Origin of the sequence: Mycobacterium sp. (genome assembly GCF_035697385.1) — a bacterium.
Classification (GTDB): Bacteria; Actinomycetota; Actinomycetes; order Mycobacteriales; family Mycobacteriaceae; genus Mycobacterium.
In genome coordinates this window covers 1-24261 of the sequence record NZ_DASSCY010000244.1, presented here as the reverse complement: position 1 = coordinate 24261, position 24261 = coordinate 1, and the positions used below count along the sequence as shown (strand labels likewise).

The 24261-nt window shown below is 64.6% G+C and carries 12 protein-coding genes; 8 read left to right on the top strand and 4 right to left on the bottom strand.

Features of this window, described 5'->3' with window-relative positions; translation table 11 throughout:
* A partial coding sequence (locus tag VFH65_RS20610) for an MOSC domain-containing protein (protein ID WP_353323905.1) occupies window positions 1-448 on the top strand: 448 nt, incomplete at its 5' end.
* A gap of 26 nt (window positions 449-474) precedes the next feature.
* Here VFH65_RS20610 and VFH65_RS20605 read toward each other — a convergent pair.
* Window positions 475-942 (bottom strand): carboxymuconolactone decarboxylase family protein, encoded by a 468-nt coding sequence (locus tag VFH65_RS20605; RefSeq protein WP_353323904.1) that lies wholly within the window; start codon window positions 940-942, stop codon window positions 475-477.
* A gap of 150 nt (window positions 943-1092) precedes the next feature.
* Here VFH65_RS20605 and sigJ point away from each other — a divergent pair, with 150 nt between their 5' ends.
* On the top strand, window positions 1093-2028 hold the full coding sequence (sigJ, locus tag VFH65_RS20600; protein ID WP_353323903.1) for an RNA polymerase sigma factor SigJ: 936 nt from the start codon (window positions 1093-1095) through the stop codon (window positions 2026-2028).
* Window positions 2029-2051: 23 nt separating this feature from the next.
* The gene (locus tag VFH65_RS20595) at window positions 2052-2450 is read left to right on the top strand and encodes a hypothetical protein (protein ID WP_353323902.1); all 399 of its coding nucleotides are present in this window, start codon (window positions 2052-2054) and stop codon (window positions 2448-2450) included.
* Here the strand turns inward: VFH65_RS20595 and VFH65_RS20590 are convergent.
* Together VFH65_RS20590 and VFH65_RS20585 are read right to left on the bottom strand one after the other, a co-directional pair.
* On the bottom strand, window positions 2419-3765 hold the full coding sequence (locus tag VFH65_RS20590; protein WP_353323901.1) for an MFS transporter: 1347 nt from the start codon (window positions 3763-3765) through the stop codon (window positions 2419-2421). The two genes, VFH65_RS20595 and VFH65_RS20590, sit on opposite strands and share 32 nt — an antisense overlap.
* Before the next feature lie 48 nt (window positions 3766-3813).
* A complete protein-coding gene (locus tag VFH65_RS20585) occupies window positions 3814-14877 on the bottom strand; it encodes a type I polyketide synthase (protein ID WP_353323900.1) in 11064 nt (3687 codons plus the stop codon).
* A 257-nt stretch (window positions 14878-15134) separates the two neighbouring features.
* Between VFH65_RS20585 and VFH65_RS20580 the strand changes: the two genes are divergently transcribed.
* From VFH65_RS20580 to pe, 4 genes are all read left to right on the top strand, one after another.
* The gene (locus VFH65_RS20580; protein ID WP_353323899.1) at window positions 15135-16556 is read left to right on the top strand and encodes a condensation domain-containing protein; all 1422 of its coding nucleotides are present in this window, start codon (window positions 15135-15137) and stop codon (window positions 16554-16556) included.
* Between the two features lie 76 nt (window positions 16557-16632).
* Complete coding sequence (locus VFH65_RS20575; protein WP_353323898.1) at window positions 16633-19635, top strand: RND family transporter; 3003 nt, start codon at window positions 16633-16635, stop codon at window positions 19633-19635.
* A gap of 102 nt (window positions 19636-19737) precedes the next feature.
* Window positions 19738-21504 (top strand): AMP-binding protein, encoded by a 1767-nt coding sequence (locus VFH65_RS20570; RefSeq protein ID WP_353323897.1) that lies wholly within the window; start codon window positions 19738-19740, stop codon window positions 21502-21504.
* A gap of 68 nt (window positions 21505-21572) precedes the next feature.
* A complete protein-coding gene (pe, locus tag VFH65_RS20565) occupies window positions 21573-22706 on the top strand; it encodes an acyltransferase PE (protein ID WP_353323896.1) in 1134 nt (377 codons plus the stop codon).
* A gap of 59 nt (window positions 22707-22765) precedes the next feature.
* Here pe and VFH65_RS20560 read toward each other — a convergent pair whose 3' ends face one another.
* Window positions 22766-23413 carry a GAP family protein gene (locus tag VFH65_RS20560; RefSeq protein ID WP_353323895.1) on the bottom strand — a complete coding sequence of 216 codons (648 nt, stop codon included), beginning with the start codon at window positions 23411-23413 and terminating at the stop codon, window positions 22766-22768.
* A 356-nt stretch (window positions 23414-23769) separates the two neighbouring features.
* On the opposite strand from VFH65_RS20560, the gene VFH65_RS20555 reads away from it, so the two are divergent.
* A partial coding sequence (locus VFH65_RS20555) for a hypothetical protein (protein ID WP_353323894.1) occupies window positions 23770-24261 on the top strand: 492 nt, incomplete at its 3' end.

Sequence of the window (24261 nt, the reverse complement as noted above, 5' to 3'; positions counted from 1 at the left end):
AGATCTCGACGGGTGGGAAACCCGACTCGACCGCTCGCTCACCAACGGAATGTTCGGTGAGAATCTCACCACCTCAGGGGTCGAGGTGACTGAGGCGCGGATCGGTGAGCGTTGGAAAGTCGGCACCGATGGCTTGGTGCTCGAGGTCTCGGCGCCACGCACGCCCTGCCGTACATTCTCGGCTTTCCTGCAATTGGACAAGTGGATGAAGACATTCACCGAGGCTGCCAAACCCGGTGCGTACCTACGGGTTATCTCACCGGGAACGGTGCGGGCCGGTGATGCAATCTCAATCGATTACCGCCCGGATCACGACGTGACGATCGGACTCGTGTTCCGCGCTCGCATGTCGGAACCGCGACTGCTCCCCCAGTTGCTGGCGGCCGACGCGCTCTCATCGGAGCTCAAGACCTATGTGCGCCGCCGCGTTGCGTCCAACGGAGCCTGAGGCTTACAGCTGAGCCCCGCCGTTCGTTACCCAAACTGGCCGGGTTGGTAATCGCCCGCGGGACGCTGCAGGATGACGTTCAGTCTGTTAAAGGCGTTGATGACGGCGATTTGAGCGACAAGTGCCGCCAGTTGATCGTCGTCGTAGTGCTTGGCGGCGTTCGCCCAGGCATCATCGGTAACGCCACCGCCGTCGGCGATGCGGGTCCCCTGTTCGGCGAGTTCCAGTGCCGCCCGCTCCGCCTCGGTAAAGACGGTGGCCTCTCGCCACGTGGCCACCAGGTTGAGCCGCACCGAGCTCTCGCCCGCCTGCGCGGCGTCCTTGGTGTGCATGTCGAGACAGAAGCCGCACCCGTTGATCTGGCTGGCCCGGATTTTCACCAGCTCGTGCGTTGATGCCGGCACGGAACCGGCCGCGGCCCTGCTCGCCGAGACCAGGTGCTTGACGGCTTTCATCGCCACGTCGTTGTTGAGGATGTCGAGACGAGGTTCCATGGTGATCTCCTTTACGTGCTTGTAAGCGCTCTTATCAGTACGACGACGCAACGTCTCGGAATGTCAGGCCACGCGCCAACCTCACAGTTCCGCGTGATGTTTCGTCGTATTGGTGACGGCAGTTGCGACTGGAGGAAGGCTGACTGCACCATGAACACCGATTCCGGATCAGGAGATGACGCGTCGGATCCGGGCATCAGCGCTGTCGTGAGTGAGCGACGTCAGCTGACCAATCTCGCCTACCGGCTACTTGGCTCGTTGGCTGATGCAGAGGACGTCGTGCAGGAGACCTACGCCCGCTGGTACGCCATGTCCACGGAGCAGCAGCAGGCCATCGAATCCCCCGGCGGCTGGCTGACCACGGTTGCGAGCCGAATCTGCCTCGACCTACTCGGCTCGGCACGGGCCCGACGGGAACGCTATGTGGGCGAATGGATCCCGGAGCCGGTGCCGGCCTCTACGGAGTGGATCAGCGGGCAGAGGGGTGGCACCGCCGCAGACCCTGCCGACCGGGTCACCCTCGATGAGTCGATCAACATGGCCTTCCTGGTCGTGCTCGAATCGATGACCCCTGCCGAGCGCGTCGCGTTCATCCTTCACGATGTCTTCCGCTACCCGTTCGCCGAAGTGGCCGAGATCGTCGGTCGCACGCCTGCGGCCTGTCGTCAGCTGGCCACCTCTGCCCGCCGACGGATTGGCGCGTCGCAAGCCGCCCCGACTCCGACATCCCAGCAGGCCGGCATCGTCAAAGACTTCAAGCAGGCATGGGAAGCCAAAGACATCAATGCTCTGGTCAGCATCCTTGACCCCGAGGCCACAGCGATCGCCGACAGCGGCGGACTCGCCAAGGCCCATCTCCACCCGATCGAAGGCAGCGAGCAGATCGCGCGCGCATACGTCGATATCGCCGGCCTGGCTCCGAACCTGACCCTGCTAGAGCGCACCGTCAACGGTCAGCCCGGCCTCGTGGCGCAGATAGACGGCGTCACGGTGACGGTGTACGCATTCGATATCGAGGATGGCCGGATCAAGCGCATTTGGGCGGTGCGTAACCCTGAGAAGCTCCGGACCTGGACAACTGGCTGACACTTCCCCGTAGCATCAAATCCATGACCGGACAGCAGGGCACAGGGTCTGCGTGGGCGATCTGCGTCGCCAGCATCGGCTTCCTCGGCGCACTCAGCGTTGGCGCTTCGGCGGTAGCCGGGCAGGCAAACGCCGAACCCGTCCCTGTCGATCCTGCGGTGCCAGTGACCACGGTGCCTGCCGCGCCGCCAGCCCCACCCCCGCTGGGAGCGCCGCCCGTGCCGCCGGTCCCCGGTGACGCGGCATTTCAGCAGCCGGGCCAGCTTGGGTCGATCGGCGAGATCTTCAGCGACTTCAGTAACCCGGGCGCGTTGATGGACAACATGTTTCCGTTGCCGGCCGCTCCGCCGACGCCAGTTCGTGAAATGCCGATGGGGGCGGTACCGCCGCCTATAGATCCGCGGTTTCTACCGGCGCCGTAGCGGCTGGCCTGCCTCTCTGCGGTACCCGCACGGCGAGCATCGCCAGCAGTCCCGCCACCAGCACCACGCACAGCCCGCCCATTCCGGCCCGGTCGGTACCGAACATGTCGATGAACGTGAAGAACATCCACGGCGCCAGGAATGACGCCGCGCGCCCGGTGGTGGTGTAGAGGCCGAAGGCCACCCCTTCCTTGCCTTCTTCCGACATTCGCAGCATCAGCGCCCGCGCCGAAGCCAAGGTTGGGCCGACGAACAGGCACAGCAGCAGTCCACATATCCAGAACGCCAGCGCCCCAGAGAGAATCAGCAGGACAAGCCCCACCGTGACCAAGGCGGTGAGCGAGCCGATGATGACCGGTTTGGAGCCGACGCGGTCGTCTAATTGACCGCCCACCACCGCGCCGATTGCGGCGACTATGCAGGCGCACACGCCGAACACCAACACGTCGGCCTGCGACACGCCGTAAACCGTGACACCGAGTACCGCACCGAAGGCGAAGATGCCCGTCAGCCCGTCTCGGAACACGGCGCTCGCCAGCAGGTAGTACACCACGTTGTGGTCGCGTCGCCACTCTCTCTTCACTTCGTCCCACAGCGCGCGATAGGCGCCAAGGAACCCGCTGACCGGCCGAGACTCGACGGCGGCTGGCGTGCGTACCGAGACCAGGAGCGGTAGCGCGAAGAGGGTGAACCAGGCTGCGGCGAGCAACATCGCCGCCCGCACATGCTGGCCGTCGGACGCCGCGAGGCCCAGCAGCCCGCGTTTGTCGCCGTCACCATGGACGAATCCGAGATAGACGATCAGCAGCAACAGCACACTACCGAAATAGCCTGCGGCCGAACCGATCCCGGATATCCGACCCGAGTTCTGCCCCGTCGAGAGTTGCCTCAACATGGCGTTGTACGGCACGGTCGCCAAGTCGCTGCACGCCGCAGTGCATGCCAACAGAATCAGACCCGGCCACAGGTAATGGTAGTCGGCCCGGATCAGGCTCATCGCCGACGTCATCGCCACGACCAAGCCGGTGAGCACAGCCAGTGCAGTGCGGCGACGATGTGGAGCGTCGACCCAGATCCCGGTGGCCGGCGCCAGCAAGGCAACGCACAGCCCCGCGATAGTCAATACCCGGCCCAGCCAGCTCGCGGGTGTGGTGGGTCCGGGCAGCCCCGCGCCGACCTGCTCGGTGAGATAAACCGAGAAGACGAATGTGATGACGACAGCGTTCACACCCGTTGCGCCGCAGTCCCACAACGCCCACGCCGCCACTCGGGACCGCGAGGCGGTGCGAGAATCTGCCGCCTCGCGGTTGGTCATGGGTCGCACCCTATGCGCCTTCCGCGAAGGCTTTCGGCGCCTGTTTCATCACGTAGGTTCGGGCGCACCGACGGATTCCATGTCACCCGGCTGTGCGTCAACCTCGGGCAGCTGACTCACGAGATACTCGGCGAGCCCCCCGATGGTCGGATAGTCGAATACCGCGGTCGCGTTGATCGTGAACGCGCCGCCGAACTGACTGTGCAACCGGTTGCGGAGTTCGATCGCCATCAGTGAATCCGTACCGAGATCCAGGAACCGACTGCTTGCAGCGGGCGGTTGTGCGAGCCGCAGGAAGTTCTGCACCTCGCGCTGCAGGAATTCGGTCACGAAGCCGGCGCGCTGCGGCACCGGTATCTCCTGCAATTGCTTGAGCAACTCGCTGTCACCCGTCACCTCCCCGACGGCACTGGGCAAAACGAGGTCGAGAATCGGTGGACGCGAACTGCCAAGCACTTTCGCGGCACGCTGCCAGTTGGCCTTGATAACGGTTGCCTGGCCGGTGCCATTGGCGACGACCTCAGCCAGTGCTCCCAGCGCTGCTGAGGGTTCCAGCGGAAGCAGGCCCTGCGCACCGATATTGGCGCTCGCCGCCTCCGAAGAGGCCATGCCACCTTGACCCCACGGGCCGAAGTTGACCCCTGTGGCCGGCAGGCCTTGCGCCCTCCTCTGCGCGACCAGGCCGTCGAGCAGTGCATTGGCGGTCGCGTAGTTCGCCTGGCCGGGTGAACCGAACAGGCTGGATACCGAGGAGGAGACGATGAAGAAGTCCAGCTCGTCGTCCCTGGTCAGGCGGTCCAAGTGGCAGGCGCCGAACGCCTTGGGCGCCAACGTCGTTCGGAACCGTTCCGGGCTCTGCTGTGACAGCAGCGCATCGTCCAGCACTCCCGCCAAATGCGCCACACCGGCGAGGGGCGGCAACTCCGCGCGGATCCGCTCCAGCAGCTTTGCGACCTCGGACTCGTCACCGACATCAGCCGCAAAGGTATGGATCCGGCACTTATAGCGCTCGGTGATGTCGTCGATCAGCTGTTGTGCATTCGCATCGGGCGCCCGCCTGCTGGTCAGCACGATGTCACCGGCCCCGAGTTGGGCAAGATACGACGCCGTGTGCAAACCGATCGCACCGAGTCCGCCGGTGATCAGATAGCTCCGATCGGCTCGTGGCTGCAGCGGGTTCGGTATCTGCAATACGATCTTTCCGATGTGCCGCGCTTGCTGCATGCGGCGGAACGCGGCCCTCGCCTCCGTCAGCGGATAGATTTCGGCGGGCAGAGGCGTCCACTCCCCACTGGCCATCCCGTCGGACACCTCGGTCAGCAAGCGCTTGATGTGCTCGGGGTTCTGCAGGGTGGTGACATCCAGCGCAACGATCTCGTAGGCGATATCGGGACGGGCGGCCGCCATCTGCTCCGGTGTCCAGATGTCGCGCTTGGCGATCTCGGCGAAACGGCCATTCTGGGCGGTGGCCCGGACGGTCGCTTCGAGGAACCCCTCGTTCGTCAGGCTGTTGAGGACCACATCCACGCCGGCGCCATCGGTGTCGGCCAGGATCTCGTCGGCGAAATCCGTTGTGCGTGAGTCGTAGACGTACTTCACACCCATCTTGCGCAGCGTCGCCCGCTTGTAGGTGCTGGCAGTCGCGAACACGATCGCGCCGTGCTGCTGTGCCATCTGGATCGCGGCCAGTCCGACGCCGCCGCTGGCGGCGTGAATCAGCACGCGATCACCGGGCTGCAACTGCGCCCAGTCGAACGCCAGTCGGGCCGTGAGCGCCGCGGCGGGAATGGTGGCCGCCGCCACCGGGCTCAGCCCGTCGGGCACCGGCGCCACCAACTGGCCCGGCACGTTGAACCGGCTGGAGAATGCGCCCTGCATGAAGCCGTAGACGCGCTGACCGACCTCGAGTCCGGTTATGCCGCTACCCAACTGTGTAACGACGCCGGCGAAGTCCCCGCCGATCGGTCCGGGGTCGCCCGGGTAGAGACCGAGTACGTTCAGTACGTCCCGGAAGTTGAGGCCTGCGGCCTCCACCCGGACCTGCACATAGCCCTCGTCCGGCGGCGGCACGTCCGTCTCGGTCAGACGCAGGTTGTCGATCGCGCCGCGTTCGGTGGGTGCCAGGACGTAGTCGGTCGAGCGCGGCACCGTGAGATGACCGCTGCGCGCCCATGGCAACAGCCGTGAGGCCAGCAGCTTGCCTTGTCGCAGTGCGAGTTCCGGCTCGTCGATCGGCGTGGCCAACAGGATGGCCAGTGCGTCCACAGCCTCCTGCGATCCGTCGCAATCGACCAGCTTGCAGCGCAATGCCGGTTCCTCGTTGATCGTGGTGCGCCCGAATCCCCACAGCGCCGCCTGCACCGGGTCGGCCGGCTCGCCGGATTCGGTGGCTACGGCGTGCTCGGTGACAATCCACAGTCCGCCGGGAAGTTTCACGTCGCCCCGTTGCACGGTGTGCACAGCACTGAGCAAGTTGGCGATCTCGGTCTCGAGCCGCGCGGCGACATCGGCGCTCGACTCCTCTGCGCCGGGCGCCGTGCTGCGCCAGACGACACCTGAGAATGGCAGACCCCGTTCGTGAGCCTGTGCCAACAGCTGTCCCAAGGGCTCCGGATCGGTGGTCCCGTCGAACGGGATGCAGCCCGGCACCTTGGCGGCCAGTTCGTCGAATCCGGCGATCAGCCAGGTGCCGTTCGCGATTGCGTCGCCACTCGGCGCCGGCGGCGGAACCTCGTGCCAGCCAAGGGTGTAGAGCAGTCGGGTGGCATCGCCACCGAGGCCGCGCAGCAACGCCTCCCGCGGTGCGCGTTTGACCGTGAATTCGCGAATCCCGCCCAGGTGGCGGCCGCCCCGATCGACGAAATCGAGGTCGAAGACCTGGGTTTCGCTGTCGAGGGGGCTGTTGTGCCACCTCGCGCGGCAGTAGAACCGCCGTGGCATCTTCTCCCGCAGCGTCACTTGCCCGTATCGCAACGGCAGGAAGAGATCGTGCACGCCCTGTTCGGCCGCGAGAAGTGCGGGGAACGCCGGGAAGGCGACTCCGGTGCACAGGTCCATCAGCACCGGGTGCATCGGCTCGGTTCCGAGATGCTCGGCGAGCTCTTCGCCGACGACAATGTCGCCGATCGCCTCACCCTCACCGAGCCACAGCGACTTCAGGGAACCAGACCAGTTCGGCCCCCATGCCAACTCCATGTCGGCGAAGGTCTCGAACAACTCCTGCGGACGCATGCGGTTCAGCCGCTCGGTTACCTCGTCGACTGGCTCCGTCGGCTCGGCGGCCTGCTCGTCGTCGACGCCGGTCATAACAGTGCCTTCGGCGTTCAACGACCACTCGGTATCACGAACACCGTAGGGGCGGCTGTGCACCTTGAACGTCGAACCGCTGCCGTCCTCGAGCGGATGCAACGTGAGCTGCACCTCGCGAGAAGTCTTCTCTGGCAGGATGATCGGCTCATAGAAGAAGACATCTTTCACCCGCGCCGGTGGACCGACTGCGGCCAATGCCATCGCGGCGTACGTCGCCCCGGGGACGACAACGGTGCCGTAGATGACGTGGTCGGCAAGCCATGGCTGCGATTTGACGGACAACCTGCTGGTGTAGACGGAGTCACCCGACGCGAGATCTTTTGCACTACCCAGTATCCCGGACACGGCAGTACCGTCGACGGCGACGCCCGACGTCTTGGGCCAGAAGCGACGCCGCTGAAACGGATAGGTGGGCAATTCGAGTCTGCGACGGGGCTGGCGATGCAGCGCAGCGAAATCGGGTCGGTGGCCGCCGACGTAGGCCGCGGCCAGCGCGTCGGCGATCTGGCGCCGGTCGCCAACGCCCTTCCGCAGCGAGACGATCGCTCGCGGCGCGGCCAAGTGCTCCGGCCATACCTGAACCGCAGCCCCGGTCAACACCGGTTGCGGACCGACCTCCATCAACACCGAGCATCCCAGCGCCGCCACGGTGCGGACACTTTCGGCGAATTGCACCGGCTGGCGGGAATGCCGTCGCCAGTATTGAGCGTCGAGCGGGGTCTGGGCCGTGAGCACAGCGCCGGTGCGGTTGCAGACCAGCGGCAACGTCGGGACAGCGAACTGCAACTGCGCTGCGTACGACTCGAATTCACCGAGCACCGGATCCAGCAATTCCGAATGGAAGGCGTGGCTGGTCTCCAGCCAGGTGCAGCGGATCCCCTCGTCACCGAATCCTGCGACTATCTGCTCCAGATCCTCACCCGGACCCGACAGCACCGTGTTGGGGCCGTTGTAGGCCGCGACCGACACCCGAGGGAATTTCTCGGCGGCCGCCTCGACGCGCTTGGCGTCGGTGAACACCGCCACCATTCGCCCACCTTCGGGCAGGCTGCCGAACATCCGGCCGCGCTCGGCCATCAGCCGTGCGCCGTCCTCGAGGCTGAACACTCCGGCCACACATGCCGCTGCGTACTGGCCCACGCTGTGCCCCAGCACCACGTCGGGCTCGATACCCCACGACTGCCACAGCCGGGCCAGGCCCATCTCGACGGCGAAAAGCGCCGGCTGCGCAAACGACGTGTGCCGCAACCTTTCTCCGGCCGCCCCGCCGGTTTCGCGATCGGTGGCGAACAGCACCTCCAGCAACGGATGCGGCAGGATGTCGTTGACCGCGTCCGCGCAACGTGTCACGGTTTCGGCGAAAACCGGCTCAGCGTCGAACAACTCACGCGCCATCCCCGGATACTGGCTGCCCTGCCCGGTGAACAACCACGCGGTCGTCGGCCGGTTGGTGTGCTCGCCACGTACGACACCGGGTCGCGTGCGGTTTTCGGCCAGTTCGGCCAGGCCCTCGCGCGCACCCTCGACCGAATCCACTACCAGCGCGGCGCGATGTTCGAAATGCGAACGGCCCGTCCCGGCCGTGAGACATAAGTCGCCGAGATCGACATCCGGGTGGGCGTTCAACCAGGCCTCATATCGCTGCGCCAACGCCACCAGTGCTTCTGGTGACCGTGCGGACAGCGCCAGCACATTGACTGGCTGCTCGTGAGTGTTCGACTCCAAAGACTCTGAAGCCGCCACGCCCTCCGAGCCTGCTGGTTCCTCGTCCGCGGTCGCTACTTGTGGTGGCGCCTCCTCGATCAGCACGTGCGCGTTCGTGCCGGTGAAGCCGAAGGAACTCACGCCGGCGCGGCGCGGCCTGCCGTTGGCCTGCCACGGAATCGCCTTGTCCACGACCCGCACCGGCAGCGAGTCCCACGGAATGTGCGGCGATGGGTTCTCGAAGTGCAGGCTCTGCGGTAGCACGTCGTGTTGCAGCGACAACACGACCTTGATCAGACCTGCTGCCCCCGATGCCGACTCGAGGTGACCGATGTTGGTTTTCACCGATCCCATCAGCAACGGTCGGTCTGCGTCACGCGAGCCACCGTAGGCAGCTGCGGCCGCCTGCACCTCGATCGGATCACCCAGCGGGGTGCCCGTGCCGTGTGCTTCGAGGTAGTCGACATCCCCGCCTGCCAGACCGGCACGAGCCAGCACGGACCCGATAAGCCGTTGCTGTGCACCACCATTGGGCACCGTCAAACCACTGGATGCGCCGTCCTGGTTGACCGCGCTGCTGGGAATCACCGCGCAGACCCGATCGCCGTCGCGGACCGCATCGCTCAGCCTCTTCAGCACCAGGATGCCGCATCCTTCACTGCGCACGTACCCGTCAGCGGATGCGTCGAACGTCTTGCAACGCCCGACTGGCGAAAGCATCCTGGCGCGTGACGCGGCTACGACCGTCACCGGACTGAGCAAGACGTTCACACCGCCGGCCAACGCCATGTCGCAGTCACCGGAATGCAGTGCCTGGCACGCCTGATGGACGGCCACCAACGACGAACTGCATGCGGTATCGACCGCGACGGCCGGACCCTCCAGTCCGAGCGCGAAGGAGACGCGACCCGATATGGCGTTGAGCGCATTGCCCGTGATGAAGTAGGGCTCGATCTTGTCGATCGACTCGGAGGACAGCAGATGCGCATACTCGTTGGCGGCAACCCCCACGAAGATGCCGGTTCGGCTGCCGCGCAAAGTGGCCGGCGCGTACCCAGCCCTTTCGAGACCCTCCCATACTGTTTCGAGCATCAGCCGCTGCTGCGGCTCGATCCAGACCGCCTCGCGCGGGGAGATGCCGAAGAATTCGGGATCGAATCCGTCGATTCCGTCGAGGAATCCGCCGAAGCGCGTGTAGGTCTTGCCCGGAGTCTCTGGATCCGGGTCGTAGAACTCGTCGATGTCGAATCGGTCCTCCGGCACTTCCCGGATCGCGTCGACACCGCCGGATAGCACCTCCCAGAAAGCTTCCGGGTCGGGTGCGCCCGGGAAACGGCACGACACCGCGACGATCGCGATCGGTTCGTCCGTGCGCGTCCTCACCACTGACGCCGGGCTAGCCCCTGATGTGTCGGATGTCTGCTCGCTAAGGCCGAGCACCTCCCCGAGCAGGTAATCGGCCGCATTTGACAGACGGGGGTGATCCATCACCAGGGTGATTGGTACCTCCTTGCCCACTCCTTGTTCGAGGCGGCGCCGCAATTCGACTGCCATCAACGAATCCATGCCGAGGTCGAAGAACCCCGCGTCCTCGCGGATCTCCGCGGCATCGACATGCGTCACCTCTGCTACCGCGTCGCGCAGGTAATCCGTCAGAAGCTTCTTGCGCTGCTGCACTGGAGCATTGGTGAGCCGCTCGACGAACGGGGTCTTCCCGGACGCCGTTGGCGCCGGCGCGATATCGGGCACCTCACGCTCCAGCTCCGCCAGGAATGCTCGCCTCCCCGCCTGCTGGTACAGCGGCAGAAAACGGGCCCAGTCGATCCGGGCCACAACGCCCTGCGCCGCCCCGTGCGCGCCTTCCCGCGCGGAAGAAGCCGCCATGACATCGGCCAGACCCGCCAGGGCATCGGCGGGTGACAAGGCCCGGACCCCGCGCTTATCCAGTCGCGCACGAGACTCCGCGTCGGCCATGCCCGCCGACCACGGACCGAAATTGACGCTGATCCCAGAGATGCCCTGTTCGCGCAGGCGCCATGCCAGCCCGTCGAGGAACGCGTTCGCCGCGCCGTAGGCGGTCTGACCGAATCCGCCCCATACCGAGGCGATCGACGAGGTACTGAGGAAAAAATCCAGCTTCAGATCAGCGGCTGCTTCGCTCAAATGCCAAGCACCCCAAACCTTCCCGGCGAAGACGCGATCTAATTCGCTATCGTCCAGATCGCTCAGCGGAGTGGTGCCGACCTCGCCCGCAGCATGGACGATGCCGGCTAACGGCGGTAGCTCGGCCTCCACGGTGGACAGCAGGCGTGCGACGTCGTGCGCATCGGCGACATCGCCAGCGACGACCAGGAATTCGCAGCCGTGCTGTTCGTTAAGGGCGTCGATGCGCTGTTGCGCGGCCTCGCTGGGCGCGCGTCGGCTGGTAAGCACCAGATGCTTGGCGCCGTGCGAGGCCAGGTATCCGGCGATTTCCAGCCCAATGGATCCGAGGCCTCCAGTCACGAGATAGCTTGCGTCACCGCGCAGTTCCAACGGTGCACCGCTCACCTGCTCAGACCGCCGAACCAGCCGGGGCGCGTAGACCGCTTGATCACGCAGCGCGATTTGGTCTTCGCTGATGGCCGAGCCGCGCGGCGTCGTGATCCGGTTGATGAGCCGAGACCATTCGTCGGCTTCGTTTTCCCTGCCTCCTGACAGGTCGGCCAGCCCGCCCCACACTTGCGGAAGCTCCAGCGCCGCGGCACGACCGAACCCCCAGAGGCAACTCTGGTCCGGCGACACGGTGTCCGCGTCGGTGACTCGCTGCGCGCCACGGGTCACCATCCAGATGGGTCTGCGCAAATCCGCGGCAATCGCGGCGCGGAAGAGCCGCCGCGTTCCACCCAGGATTTGGTGTTGCATCCGCCACAGTGACCGCATGGATGGTGCACTGTCAGAGTCGAGGGCCGCGACATGCACGATACGTAGCGTCGGATCGTCTGCTGCCGCAGCGCGCAACGCGACTGCGAGCTCTTCCTCGTTTGCGTCGGACACCGGCAATCCGAGGATCCGATGCCGCTGCCCACGCGCGGTCAGCGCGTCGACTAACGGCTGGACCGCTGGAGAATCATCACCTATGAGAAGCCAGGTAGATTCCTCGCCGGCATGCGCAGCCGAGACTGTGGTGGGGGATTTCTCCCAGCGAATCTCGTAGCGGTCATCGGCGATGGATTGAGTTGTACGTTGCTGGTTGTGTTGTGCCGCAAGCTTGGTCAGCACATTCAGGGTCTGATGGTCGCCGCTCGCACCGTCGAGCAGGGCTGCGAGTTCTTCGATCCGGCCGTCCTCGAGAAGACGGACGGCTTCGGTACGCGGTCCGCCAAGCTGCTGTTGTTGGTTCGCCTGATCCCGGTTATCGCGGAACCAATACTGGCGATGCTCGAACGGATACGTGGGTAAGTCGAGCTTTCGCGCGTTCGCCTGCCGGAATGCGTGGAAGTCCGGCAGGTGGCCCAAGACGTACGCGTCGGCGACGGCTTCGGTGAGCTGTCGGTGGTCGGCGGTGTTTCGGCGCAGAGACGCTATCGCCCGCGGTGCGGTGGACGGGTCAGGCCATGCCCGCAGGGCTGCGGCAGTGAGCACCGGTTGGGGGCCGATCTCGAGCAACACCTTGCAATTCAGCTCGGCAAGCGCGCGCACGCTCTTGGCGAATTCCACCGGTTGGCGCGCGTGACGACGCCAGTAGGCGCCATCGAGTTTCACGCTCCTGCCGAGCGCGGTACCGGTGCGGTTGTCAATCAGAATCCGTTGTGGCGGAGCGAAATTGAATCGCTGCGCATACGATTCGAATTCGTCGAGGATCGGGTCTAGCAGCGCCGAGTGGAACGCGTGGCTGGTGTCCAGCCAGTCGCACCGGACGCCGTCGGCCACCAGCCCGGCCATTGCCTTCTCCAGGTCATGCGCAGGCCCCGACAGCACTGTGTTGGCGCCGTTGTAAGCGGCAACCGACAGACTCGGGAACTCGTCGGTGAGGCTCTCGACACGCTCGGCGGCGGCGAACACCGCGGCCATCCGACCACCCGCAGGCAAACTGCCGAAGAGGCGGCCGCGCTCGGCCATCAACAGCGCGCCGTCCTCGAGGCTGAACACGCCGGCGACGCAGGCCGCCGAATATTGGCCGACGCTGTGGCCCAGCACCACGTCGGGTTCGAAGCCCCGCGACTGCCAGAGGCGGGCCAGGCCCACCTCCACCGCGAACAAGGCGGGCTGCGCGTAGCTGGTCTGCCGCAGCGTCTCTTCGCTGTTTGGGCCATCCACGTCGAAAATGACATCCAACAAAGGCTTTTCGAGAACGTCAGCAACCACTGCCGCGCAACGAGTCAGCGTCTCGGCGAACACCGGCTCGGTGTCGAACAACTCCCGAGCCATACCGGGGTACTGGCTGCCTTGACCGGTGAACAGCCACGCCGTCTTCGGTGTGTCATGGGATTCTCCACGAACCAAACCGGATGCCGGGCGGTCATCCGCGAGCGCGCCGAGCAGCTCGACGGCGGATTCTCTCGAATTGACCACCAACGCGGCCCGGTGCTCCAGATGGGCTCGCCCCGCCCCGGCGGTGAAGCACACGTCGGCCAGAGTGGCCTCCGGGTGTGCGCTCAGCCAGCTGCGGTATTGATCGGCGACCTGCACCAAGGCGGTGGGCGTCCGCGCCGAGAGCGGAAGGACACTGAACCGCCGCTGCTCCCCGGGCTGCTCGGCCGGACCCGGTGCCGCAGCGGGCGCTGTTTCCGGAGGCGCTACTGGAGCTTCTTCGAGGATGACGTGCGCGTTGGTCCCGGCGAACCCAAACGAGCTGACTCCCGCGATACGGGGCCGACCATTGCTCTTCCAGGGGATGGTCTCCTTCACAACCTCCACTGCCAGCCGGTCCCACGGAATGTGCGGCGACGGGTTCTCAAAGTGGAGGTGCTTCGGCAAAGTCTCGTGTTCTAGCGAAAGGATGACTTTGATGACGCCCGCGATGCCCGCTGCCGCTTCCAGGTGCCCGATGTTCGTCTTCGCCGAGCCGATCAACAGCGGGTCGCTGGGTTCGCGTCCGGCGCCGTACGCCGCACCCGCCGCCTGGGCCTCGATCGGGTCGCCCAGCGATGTCCCGGTCCCGTGTGCTTCCAGGTATCCGACATCGCTGGGTTCGAGGTCGGCGCGCTTCAGCGCGTCGGCGATAACCCGTTGCTGAGCAACGCCGTTCGGGACGGTCAAGCCGCCCGATGCCCCGTCCTGGTTGATCGCGCTGCCGCGGATCACCGCCCGGATCCGGTCACCGTCGCGAATCGCGTCCTCGAGCCTCTTGACGACGATGACACCGCAGCCCTCGCCGCGCACATAGCCGTCCGCGGCCGCGTCGAACGTCTTGCACCGGCCGTCGGGCGCGAGCATGTGCGCGTTGGAGAACGTGATCATGGTCGCCGGCGTCAGCAGGACGTTCGCACCGCCGGCCAGCGCGAGGTCGCATTCGCCCAAGCGCAGCGCCTGGCACGCCTGATGGATGGCCACCAGCGATGAGCTGCACGCCGTGTCGACGGCGACCGCGGGACCCTGCAGCCCCAACCGATAGCTGATCCGTCCCGCCGCGGCGGCATTCGACGTCCCGATGGCCATGTAGGCCTCGATCTCGGCGTACGTCAGCTCGTCGGATGCCATTCCCAGGTAGTCGTGGGTGGCCAGACCCACGAACACACCGGTGTTGGTGCCGGCCAACGCAGACGGCGCGGTGCCCGAATGCTCCACCGCGCGCCACGCCGTCTCCAGCAATAGTCGATGCTGCGGGTCCATCATCCTGACCTCGCGCGTCGACATACCGAAGAACGGCGCGTCGAACCCCGTCACGTCATCGACGAAACCCGCACGACGGGTTACGACCTTGCCGGGCGCACCGGGTTCCGAGTCGAAGAATTCGTCGACATCCCAACGGTCCTTGGGCACCTCCGATGTCGTATCTCGACCCTCGCGCAGCACGTCCCAAAACTGGTCGGCATCCGAGGCGCCCGGGAAGCGTGCCGCGTAGCCGACGATGGCGAATCGCGGGGACGGCTCGATCAGACCTTCCGCACCAAACATTTGTTCGTCCTCCTGGCATGAGGTAACTTACTCGGCGGTCAGATTAACTTACTCGGCGGTCAGGTTACACTCTGGGCGACATGTGTAGCGCTTGAAGATCAACTTCGATGAACAACTATTGCACGTGTACCTGTGGCGTGTGTGGTGTCGCATTCGGAGGTTGGTCGGCGACAGGCGACTGCAAAGGGACCGAGGGTATGTTGATCCCGCCACGAGTGATGCCGTGCAGTTAGCCGGCGAAGCGGGAGGAGGACGTTTTGCGTATCGGGAAGATAACTGTTGGCGCACTTGATGAATGGGCGTTGAGCCAGGGCTCGGTCACCTCGTGGCATCCGACGGTCGCGGCTCAGGAAAAGGCGCGACGAGCAAACATCAGTTCGGTGCCGGTCAGTTACATGCAGGGCCAACATCTCCGCAACTACTGTGAACGCAGGGCCGCGGGCCTGAACTTTTCCCGACAGATCATTGCCAGCTGTGAGGTGCCCGGCCAGTGTGATATCTCGGCCATGGATCACGCCGTCAATACGTACCTGCGTCGGCATGACACATTCCGCAGTTGGTTCGAGCAGACCGGTGACGGACATTTCATACGGCGTGCCATCGACGATCCGGCCGACATTGAATTCGAGCCCATCGACCACGGCACGATGACAGCCGACGAGATACGCGCTCATGTTGTGGACATCCCGAATCCGTTGGAGTGGGGCTCCTTTACTTTCGGGATAATCCAGAACGCGAGCCACTTTACGTTCTTTGCCGCCATGGATCACGTGCACGGGGATGCGACGTTGATCGGCACAACGATGTTGGAAGCCAACGGAATGTATTCGGCGCTGAGCGGAGGTGGTGACGCCCTCAAGCTTCCCGATGCCGGTAGCTTTGACGATTTCTGTGTCCGTGAGCGCGAGTACACCTCAGAGTTAACTGTGGACTCGCCCGGGGTGCAGGCGTGGATTGACTTCGCCGAGAACAACAGTGGGGGCTTTCCTGATTTCCCGCTGCCGCTGGGTGACCCCAACGAGTCGATTAAGAGTGACATGACCTCGGTGCTTCTGATGGACACGCCGCAGACGGAACGCTTCGAATCAGCCTGCGCGGCGGCCGGCGCGCGCTTCGTCGGCGGCTTGTTTGCTTGTCTCGGCCTTGTGGAGCACGAGTTCACCGGCGCTCTCACGTATTACGGCCTCACGCCGAGGGATTCCCGCAGAGCCGGCGACAATTTCATGACGCAGGGATGGTTTACCGGATTGATCCCGATCACCGTCCCGATAGCGGCGACGTCTTTCAGCGATGCGGCATGGGCAGCGCAGGCTTCTTTCGATTCGGGCCTGGACATGGCGAGAGTGCCGTATTACCGCGTGTTGGAGTTGGCGCCATGGTTGAACTGGCCACAGCCGAACTTTCCGGTGTCGAATTTCCTGCATGGTGGCGCTGCTCCGCTCAACGCCATCCTCGCCGCAGCCGACATGGGCCTTGCGAACAATATCGGAATTTATCCCGACGGCCGGTTCTCGTATCAATTGACGATTTACATATTCCGTTACGGGGAGGGCACGGTCATGGCGATCATGCATCCCGACAACCCGGTCGCCAGGAAATCAGTTACCCGCTACATGGAGGCGATGAGGTCGGTGTCCGTACGGGTTGCTGACAGCGGGCAATGGGGACGCGTCGCGTAGCGGCGCGCAATTCGATGGCCGACCATCCCGCGGCCATGCCGCGACGGCGCAATTTCGGGGCGAGGGTGAGGGCGATATGCGACGGCTAGCCGATCTCGTGGTGCGGTGGCCTTGGGCGGTGATCGGGGTTTGGGTCGCGATGGCGGTCGCCCTGCCGCTGGCGTTCCCTTCCCTCGGCGAGATGGCCGAGAAGCATCCGCTCGTCATCTTGCCCGCCGATGCACCGTCGAGTGTCACCGCCACAAAGATGGCCGAAGCGTTTCAGGAACCAGGTTCGGACAATCTTCTCGTCATTGCTTTCATCAACGAAACCGGGCTCAAGCCCGCCGACGAGACTGCGTACCGCAAGCTCGTGGACGCGCTGCGCGACGACGTCACTGATGTCGTGTCGGTGCAGGATTTCGTCAGCACTCCACAACTGCGACAGTTCCTGACGAGCGAGGATAAGACGACCTGGGTATTGCCGGTCAGCCTCAAGGGTGAGTTGGGCACACCGTCGGCCTATGAGTCCTTCAACCGAGTTGCCGATGTCGTCAAACACAATGTCGGCGATGACGGCCCGCTGACTGTGCACGTCACCGGTCCCGCGGCCACCGTCGCGGACCTCACCGTCGCGGGTGAACAGGATCGCCTGCCCATCGAGATCGCGATCGCCGTGCTGGTCCTCGCCGTGCTGCTGCTGGTGTACCGCAGCGCGGTCACAATGCTGCTGCCGTTGGTGACGATCGGGTCGTCGGTGGTGATCGCACAGGGAGTGGTAGCCGGCTACTCCCAACTGACCGGCTCGGGCGTCTCGAACCAATCCATCGTTTTTCTGAGCGCGATCCTGGCCGGCGCCGGAACGGATTACGCGGTATTTCTCATCAGCCGCTATCACGACCATGTGCGGTCGGGTGCCGATTCCGATCGGGCGGTCAAGGCGGCAATGATCTCGATCGGGAAAGTCATTACCGCATCTGCCATCACGGTTGGCATCACCTTTCTCGCCATGAGCTTCGCTCAAATGGGAGTGTTCAGAACTATCGGAGTGTCGGCGGCGATCGGCATTGGCGTTGCGTTCCTCGCCGGAGTGACTCTGCTGCCGGCAATTCTGGTTCTCGCCGGGCAGCGCGGCTGGGTCAAGCCACGGCGCGAACTGACCGCTCGGTTCTGGCGACGTTCCGGCATCCGCATCGTGCGCCGGCCGATGCCGCATCTGGTTGCCAGTGTGCTCGTGTTGATCCTCCTGGCCAGCTGTGCAGCCTTTGCCCACTTCAACTACGACGATCGCAAGGCCGTGGCGGCGTCGGCGCCGAGTTCTGTTGGGTATGCCGCGCTGGAACGCCATTTCCCCATCAGTCAGTCCATTCCCCAGTACATCCTCGTCCAGTCACCGCGTGACCTGCGCTCACCGCAGGCCCTCGCGGACTTGGAGCAGATGGCTTCGCGCATCGCCCAATTGCCGGACGTTTCTCTGGTCAGCGGCATCACCAGACCCCTGGGAGAGGTGCCGCCGGAATTCCGGGCCACGTTCCAGGCGGGCATCGTCGGTGACAGGCTGGCCGCCGGTTCCGCCCAGATCGGTGAGCGCACCGGCGACCTCAACCAACTGGCAACCGGGGCCAACACGCTGGCCGACAGCCTCGGCGACGTGCGCGCACAGGTCAACACGATCGCGCCCACCATCCAAAGTCTTATCGACGCGTTCTCGTCGATAAGAACCCAAAACGGTGGCGACAAGCTGGTGAGGGACGTCGAAACCGCCGCCAAGCTCGTCGATAGCATCAACAAGCTCGGCAACTCGATGGGCGTGAACTTCGCGGCGGTCAAGGACATGTTCGCGTGGATAGGCCCTGTTCTGACGGCGCTCCAGGGTAATGCGGTCTGCGACGCCAACCCCTCGTGCAGCGCCACCCGCGTCCAGTTCGAGCGGTTGGTCGCCGCCCGAAACGACGGAAGCGTCGACGAGATCAACAAGCTGGCCGGACAACTGCAGGGAGTCGAGGACCAGCAGACCCTCACCGCAACGGTGAATCAACTGAACGGTGCGCTCGCCAAGTTCACGAAGGCGGTCTCCGCCATGGGTCTGGACAGACCCGGTGGCCTCCAGTCGGGTCTGACCGAGCTTCGGCAAGGCGCCGACCGCCTGGCCGGCGGAAGCCGGCAAGTGGCCGGCGGAGTCGAGGAACTGGTCGAGCAGATCAAACTGATGGCTGCCGGACTCGATCAGGCATCGGCTTTTCTGTTGACGATGAGACACGACGCGGCGGGTTCGTCAATGGCGGGGTTCAACATTCCGGCCGAAGTACTGAACGCGGCCGAGTTCCAGAAAGCCGCCGAGGCGTTCATCTCGCCGGACGGCCACTCGGTGCGGTACCTGGTTCAAACCAAGCTCAACCCGTTCAGCTCCGAGGCGATGGATCAGGTCAATACGTTCAGTGACATCGCCAGGGGCGCCCAGCCCAACACCACGCTTGCCGACGCCTCAATTTCGATGGGCGGGTTCCCCGCCGCGCTGCGGGACACGCGCGACTATTACGAGCGGGACATCCGATTCATCATCGCGGTGACCCTCATCATCGTCCTGTTGACCTTGATGGTGCTGCTGCGGTCGATCGTCGCACCCCTTTATCTCGTCGGTTCGGTGGTGCTTTCGTACTTCGCGGCAATCGGCATCGGCGTGCTGACGTTCCAGTTCATCCTCGGCCAGCAATTGCATTGGAGTGTGCCCCCGTTGGCCTTCGTGGTGCTGGTCGCGGTCGGCGCCGACTACAACATGCTCTTCGTGTCGCGAATGCGCGACGAGTCTCCGCACAGCATCCGTTACGGCATTATTCGTACCCTGAGTTCGACGGGCGGTGTGATCACCGCGGCGGGTCTCATCTTCGCCGCCTCGATGGGCGGTCTCCTGTTCTCCAGCATCGGCATTGTGATCCAGGGCGGTTTCGTGATCGGTGTGGGGATCCTGCTGGATACCTTCGTCGTACGCACCATCACGGTGCCCGCCATCGCCGCGCTGGTCGGGCGGGCGAACTGGTGGCCGTCACGAGTGGGCGCGGGGCAGTCAGTGTCGCGTTCACCAGCCGAAGTGGCTCGGTGAGCGCGCGCAGGTGATCTATGTGAAACTACGAAACGGAGCGAAGTGATCAGAAAAGACAACGACTCCGAGCCGACGGATTCGACAAAATATTACGGACGTACAGTGACGCCGACAACACTGAAGCCCCAGTCATCAATTCTCTCGATGCTGCACGGACGTGCCAGCCTGCGCCCCGGCGACGTGGCATTCACGTTCACCGACTACCTCCACGACCCGGCGGGCGTGCCCGAGAGTCTCACGTGGTCGCAACTATCACGACGAACGATGAATGTCGCACGTGAGCTCAGCCGTCATGGGTCGGTCGGTGACAGAGCAGTGATCCTGGCCCCGCAGGGCCTGGATTACATCCTCGCTTTCCTGGGATCCATGCAAGCTGGGCTCGTCGCGGTTCCGCTCCCGTTGCCGCATCGCGGCTCGAATCATGACCGGGTAGGTGCGGTCTTTGCCGATACGAAGCCATCGGTGGTTCTCACGACGTCCGCGGTCGCGGCAGATGTCGGCGATTACGTCGACCAGTCACGTATGGACACCGCGCCAAAGATCATCGAGATCGATTCGATGAATCTGGATGCCCCCATGGTTGATGCCGGGCACAGTCTTTCGCCAATCGATTTTCCCAGCACGGCGTATCTGCAATACAGCTCGGGTTCGACCCGGCTGCCAACCGGGGTCATGATCTCGCACCGCAACCTCCAGGTGAATTTCGAGCAGCTGATGCGCAGCTTGTTTGCGGGCGCTCATGTCAAATCCGCAACCGATCTCACGATCGTGTCGTGGTTGCCCTTCTACCACGACATGGGTTTGGTGCTGGGCGTCTGCGCACCCATCCTGGGCGGCTTTCACGCTGAGCTGACGAGCCCAGTTGCGTTCTTGGAAAGGCCGTCCAGGTGGATGCGAGCGCTGGCTGAGAATCCCCGCGCTTTTTCAGGGGCTCCCAACTTCGCGTTCGAACTGGCCGCCCGCAAAACCAGTGACAGTGACCTCGCCGGGCTCGATCTCGGTGGGGTGCGGGGCATCATCAACGGCGCCGAGCGTGTTGATCCGGCGACTTTGGAACGCTTCGTAGATCGGTTTGCGCACTTCGATTTCCGGGACCACATGCTGCGTCCGTCATACGGCCTGGCGGAGGCAACGGTCTTCGTGGCAAGTGGCACGTGGAGTGAATCGTCGGAGGCTGTCCGTTTCGATGTCGACGAGTTGTCCGAGGGCCGCGCTCAGCGGTGTTCGGCCGGAGCCGGCTCTGCCCTGGTGAGCTACAAACTGCCGCAGTCACCCGTGGTGCGGATCGTCGACGTCGACACGAACCGGGAATGCGTGCAGGACGTGGTCGGCGAGATCTGGGTGCATGGAGACAACGTCTCGACCGGCTATTGGAGTAGGCCACCGGAGGAGCAGGAGTGCTTCGGAGCGACGCTTGTCGACCCTTCGCCAGGCACGCCCGAGGGGCCGTGGCTGCGAACCGGCGATCTGGGCTTCATCTCCGAGGACGAGTTGTTCGTAGTCGGCCGCATCAAGGATCTGCTGATCATTCGCGGGCGCAATCACCATCCCGAGGACATCGAGGCGACGGTCAAAGAGATCACCCGCGGCCGGGTCGCGGCGATATCGGTTCCGGTGCGCAGCACTGAGAATCTGGTCACTGTCATCGAGCTCAAGAAGCGTACTGATCTCAAAATGGACGCGTTGCGCTGGCTCACTGAGGTCAAGAGCGACGTCACCTCCGCGATATCCAATGCGCACGGCCTAAATGTGGGGGATCTCGTTCTGGTACCTCCCGGGTCGATTCCGACGACGACGAGCGGCAAGATCCGTCGCGCCGCCTGCGTCGAGCAGTACCGGCAGGACCAATTCACCCGGTTGGACGCCTGATGCGGCCGGGTATGCATAGTAGGGTCGGGTTCTTAGACAGACGCGTAGTCGAGGGGCGGTAGCGGGAAATGCAGAGACTGTTCGCATCCGTCACTGCGCTGGTAACCGTAGGTGCGACAGGCTGTTTCGGCTTCGGGATCGCGACTGCGGACGATACACCGGTCCCGCCGCCCCCGGGCACTCCGAGCGGCGGCCCGCCCCCGCTGGGAACGCCGGGTCGGGCATACGCATTGGGCGGCGCCCACGTTCTCGGCATTCCCTACGACGAATACATCAAGCGAACGGGCGCGGACTGGTTCCCCGGGCTGGACCGCCAGATCGTCGACTACCCGGCAGGGCAAGTTCAGGGACACACGCTGGAGCGTCTGTTCCCTGGCATCGGTCGGCTCGATGACTCCTTTCCGGGTCTGGGCATTGACGGCCCCAGCGTCGGCGAGTCGGTCGACGTCGGATCGCCCAACGTCATCAACGCGATCCGTGAGGGTGGCCAAGGTACCGCGATCGGCCTGTCCGAGGGTGCGATGGTGCTCAACGACGTGCAGGCGAAGCTTGCGTATGACCCCGCCGCCCCGCCGCCGGATCAGTTGAGCTTCGCCATGTACGGCGATCCGTTGGCACGTCACGCCTTCGGTGAGAGCTTCCTGACCCAGAACTTTCCCGTCGGCAGCGTCGTTCCGTCGCTCGACTACCGGATACCACCGCCGGTGGAGAGCCAGTACGACACCTACCAATTCGTGTCCGCATACGACAGCATCGCCGACTGGCCGGACCGGCCGGACAACTGGATCTCGGTCGCCAATGCGATCGTCGGCCTCGCCACCGGTCACACCGCCGTCGCGTTCACCGAGCCGAGCATGGTGCCACCGCAGAACATCAGGACGACCGTCAACTCCAGGGGCGCGAAGACGACGACGTACATGATTCCCGAACAGCATCTTCCCTTGGTCCTGCCCTTCAAATATCTCGGCGTGCCGAAAGAGACGCTGATGGAGCTCGACGCGGTCCTGAAGCCCTTCGTGGATGCCGGATATTCGCGAAACGACGATCCGCTGACCGCTCCGATCACGGTGGACCCGGTGAATGGCTATGACCCCGCGGCCGTCACGGCGCCGGCCACGCAGGCCGCATTCGGCGGAGCCGGCGATCCGGTGTCGCAGCTCCTCTCCGGCTTGCAGTATGTGATGAATCATCAGCAGCCATGACAAAGACGGCTGCAAAGCCCGAGCCGGCGATCAGTCCCGACCGGCCGTTGTCAACTTCGTCAGAGACCTGTAAACCCGACCACGAGCAGCGCGCAGCCCAACCCGGCCAGTAGTGCAGCAACCGCGCGGGGACTACACGACCGGAGCCAGCCGTGTAGCGCGGCCATCCACGCGCGCGTCGTGTTCGGCGCTATCAGGTAGGCAACGAGTGGGAACTCCACGAGTGCGAAGGCCACGACGTTGAACATCAGCAGCGCGCCCATTTGTGCCGCGGGTGCGGCGCCAGAGGCCAGGATGACGGCGAGCACCGCCAGGTAGTCGACAGACGGCAGCGCAATTCCCAGGCCGGCGGTGCCCGCTACCCAAAGCGACCGCCCCTTCAGCAACTGGCGTGCCCGCCCGGCCGCGTAGTGGCGCTCGAACCGGCCCGACAAGACTTTCGTGGCCAACACTGCGGCGACCAGCAGGGCCATCACGCCCATCATGATCTGCACCTTGGGCAAGGTGAAGTGCGCAGACCCTGGTAGTTGGGGCCGAAACACCATCAGCACGACCAGGCCCACGGCTGTTCCCATCGCGAACCCACCGCTCAGAAACGCGAGCAGTTGCAGGATCGGTCTGGGCCTGTTGAGCATCAGGACCGTCATCCCGATTCGAAACGGTTCCAGGCTCGCTGCGACGGCCATCACCAGGACGGTGATCCACATGGCGAATCGGCTTCGATCGGCGGCCTAGGCGTCCAACCGGGTGAACTCTGCTTGCCGGTCGTCAGGCTGCAGACCGGCACGTTCGCGCGGGATGGTCACGATAGACGGTTGGGGCATGGGCGTCAGGTTACCGCCGTGGTGGGGATTTCGTGGTCGGCGGCCACCGCGACGACAGCAGTTCGCCAGTCCCGCAGCCCTTTCCAAGGCTGTTCGGCATGAACGACTGGTGCTATAAGTAGTAGCGCAAGTTAGCGATGATGTGATGTTCGTGGTCAAACTGCACGCCAGGGTGTGCGATTGCGAGGAGGATCTGGTTGCGGTAGCGGGCAGCCGAAGAAAGTTACCGGGAGGGGCCCATGGAGCGCGGTCATGAGTTCACCGTCAAGCTGGACGGCGACGGCACTTACGTCGTGAAGCTGCTCGAGGGCGTGCAGATCGAGCAGTCCGACGGTGTCACTATCGGCCGCTGGCCGGCTTTCGACCTGGAGGCCGACGGCGACAGTGAGGCTGAGGTCTGCCAGGAGCTGATAGGTCGACTGCGGGAGCGGACCGGCGGTGACCCCGGGTCGCCGGAGTTCGCGACTTTCGCGACGTACGTGCGCAAGCACGGCATCAGGCTGTCCGAGGAGGAGATAGCCGCCCGCGAGCTGGCGCGGCTGCGCGACATCACCGTCCGCTGGCGCGTTACCGACGACGAGCAGTACACGGTCGGGCTCTTTGAGGACGTCGAGGTGCAACGCGACGGCAACACCGTCACCCTGCGTGCCTTCGGGCTGGAAGGCATTGGTCAGCGCGTCGCGCAAGCTGCGCAGACGCTCATGGGTGCCGTCAAGGAAGCCTGCGGGGAT

What these genes read in the sequence shown, in the direction of transcription:
- VFH65_RS20585 (WP_353323900.1), bottom strand. Translation starts at nt 14,877, where the DNA reads ATGTTTGGTGCGGAAGGTCTGATCGAGCCGTCCCCGCGATTCGCCATC.
- VFH65_RS20575 (WP_353323898.1), top strand. Translation starts at nt 16,633, where the DNA reads ATGCGACGGCTAGCCGATCTCGTGGTGCGGTGGCCTTGGGCGGTGATC.
- VFH65_RS20560 (WP_353323895.1), bottom strand. Translation starts at nt 23,413, where the DNA reads ATGTGGATCACCGTCCTGGTGATGGCCGTCGCAGCGAGCCTGGAACCG.
- pe (WP_353323896.1), top strand. Translation starts at nt 21,573, where the DNA reads ATGCAGAGACTGTTCGCATCCGTCACTGCGCTGGTAACCGTAGGTGCG.
- VFH65_RS20590 (WP_353323901.1), bottom strand. Translation starts at nt 3,765, where the DNA reads ATGACCAACCGCGAGGCGGCAGATTCTCGCACCGCCTCGCGGTCCCGA.
- sigJ (WP_353323903.1), top strand. Translation starts at nt 1,093, where the DNA reads ATGAACACCGATTCCGGATCAGGAGATGACGCGTCGGATCCGGGCATC.
- VFH65_RS20605 (WP_353323904.1), bottom strand. Translation starts at nt 942, where the DNA reads ATGGAACCTCGTCTCGACATCCTCAACAACGACGTGGCGATGAAAGCC.
- VFH65_RS20595 (WP_353323902.1), top strand. Translation starts at nt 2,052, where the DNA reads ATGACCGGACAGCAGGGCACAGGGTCTGCGTGGGCGATCTGCGTCGCC.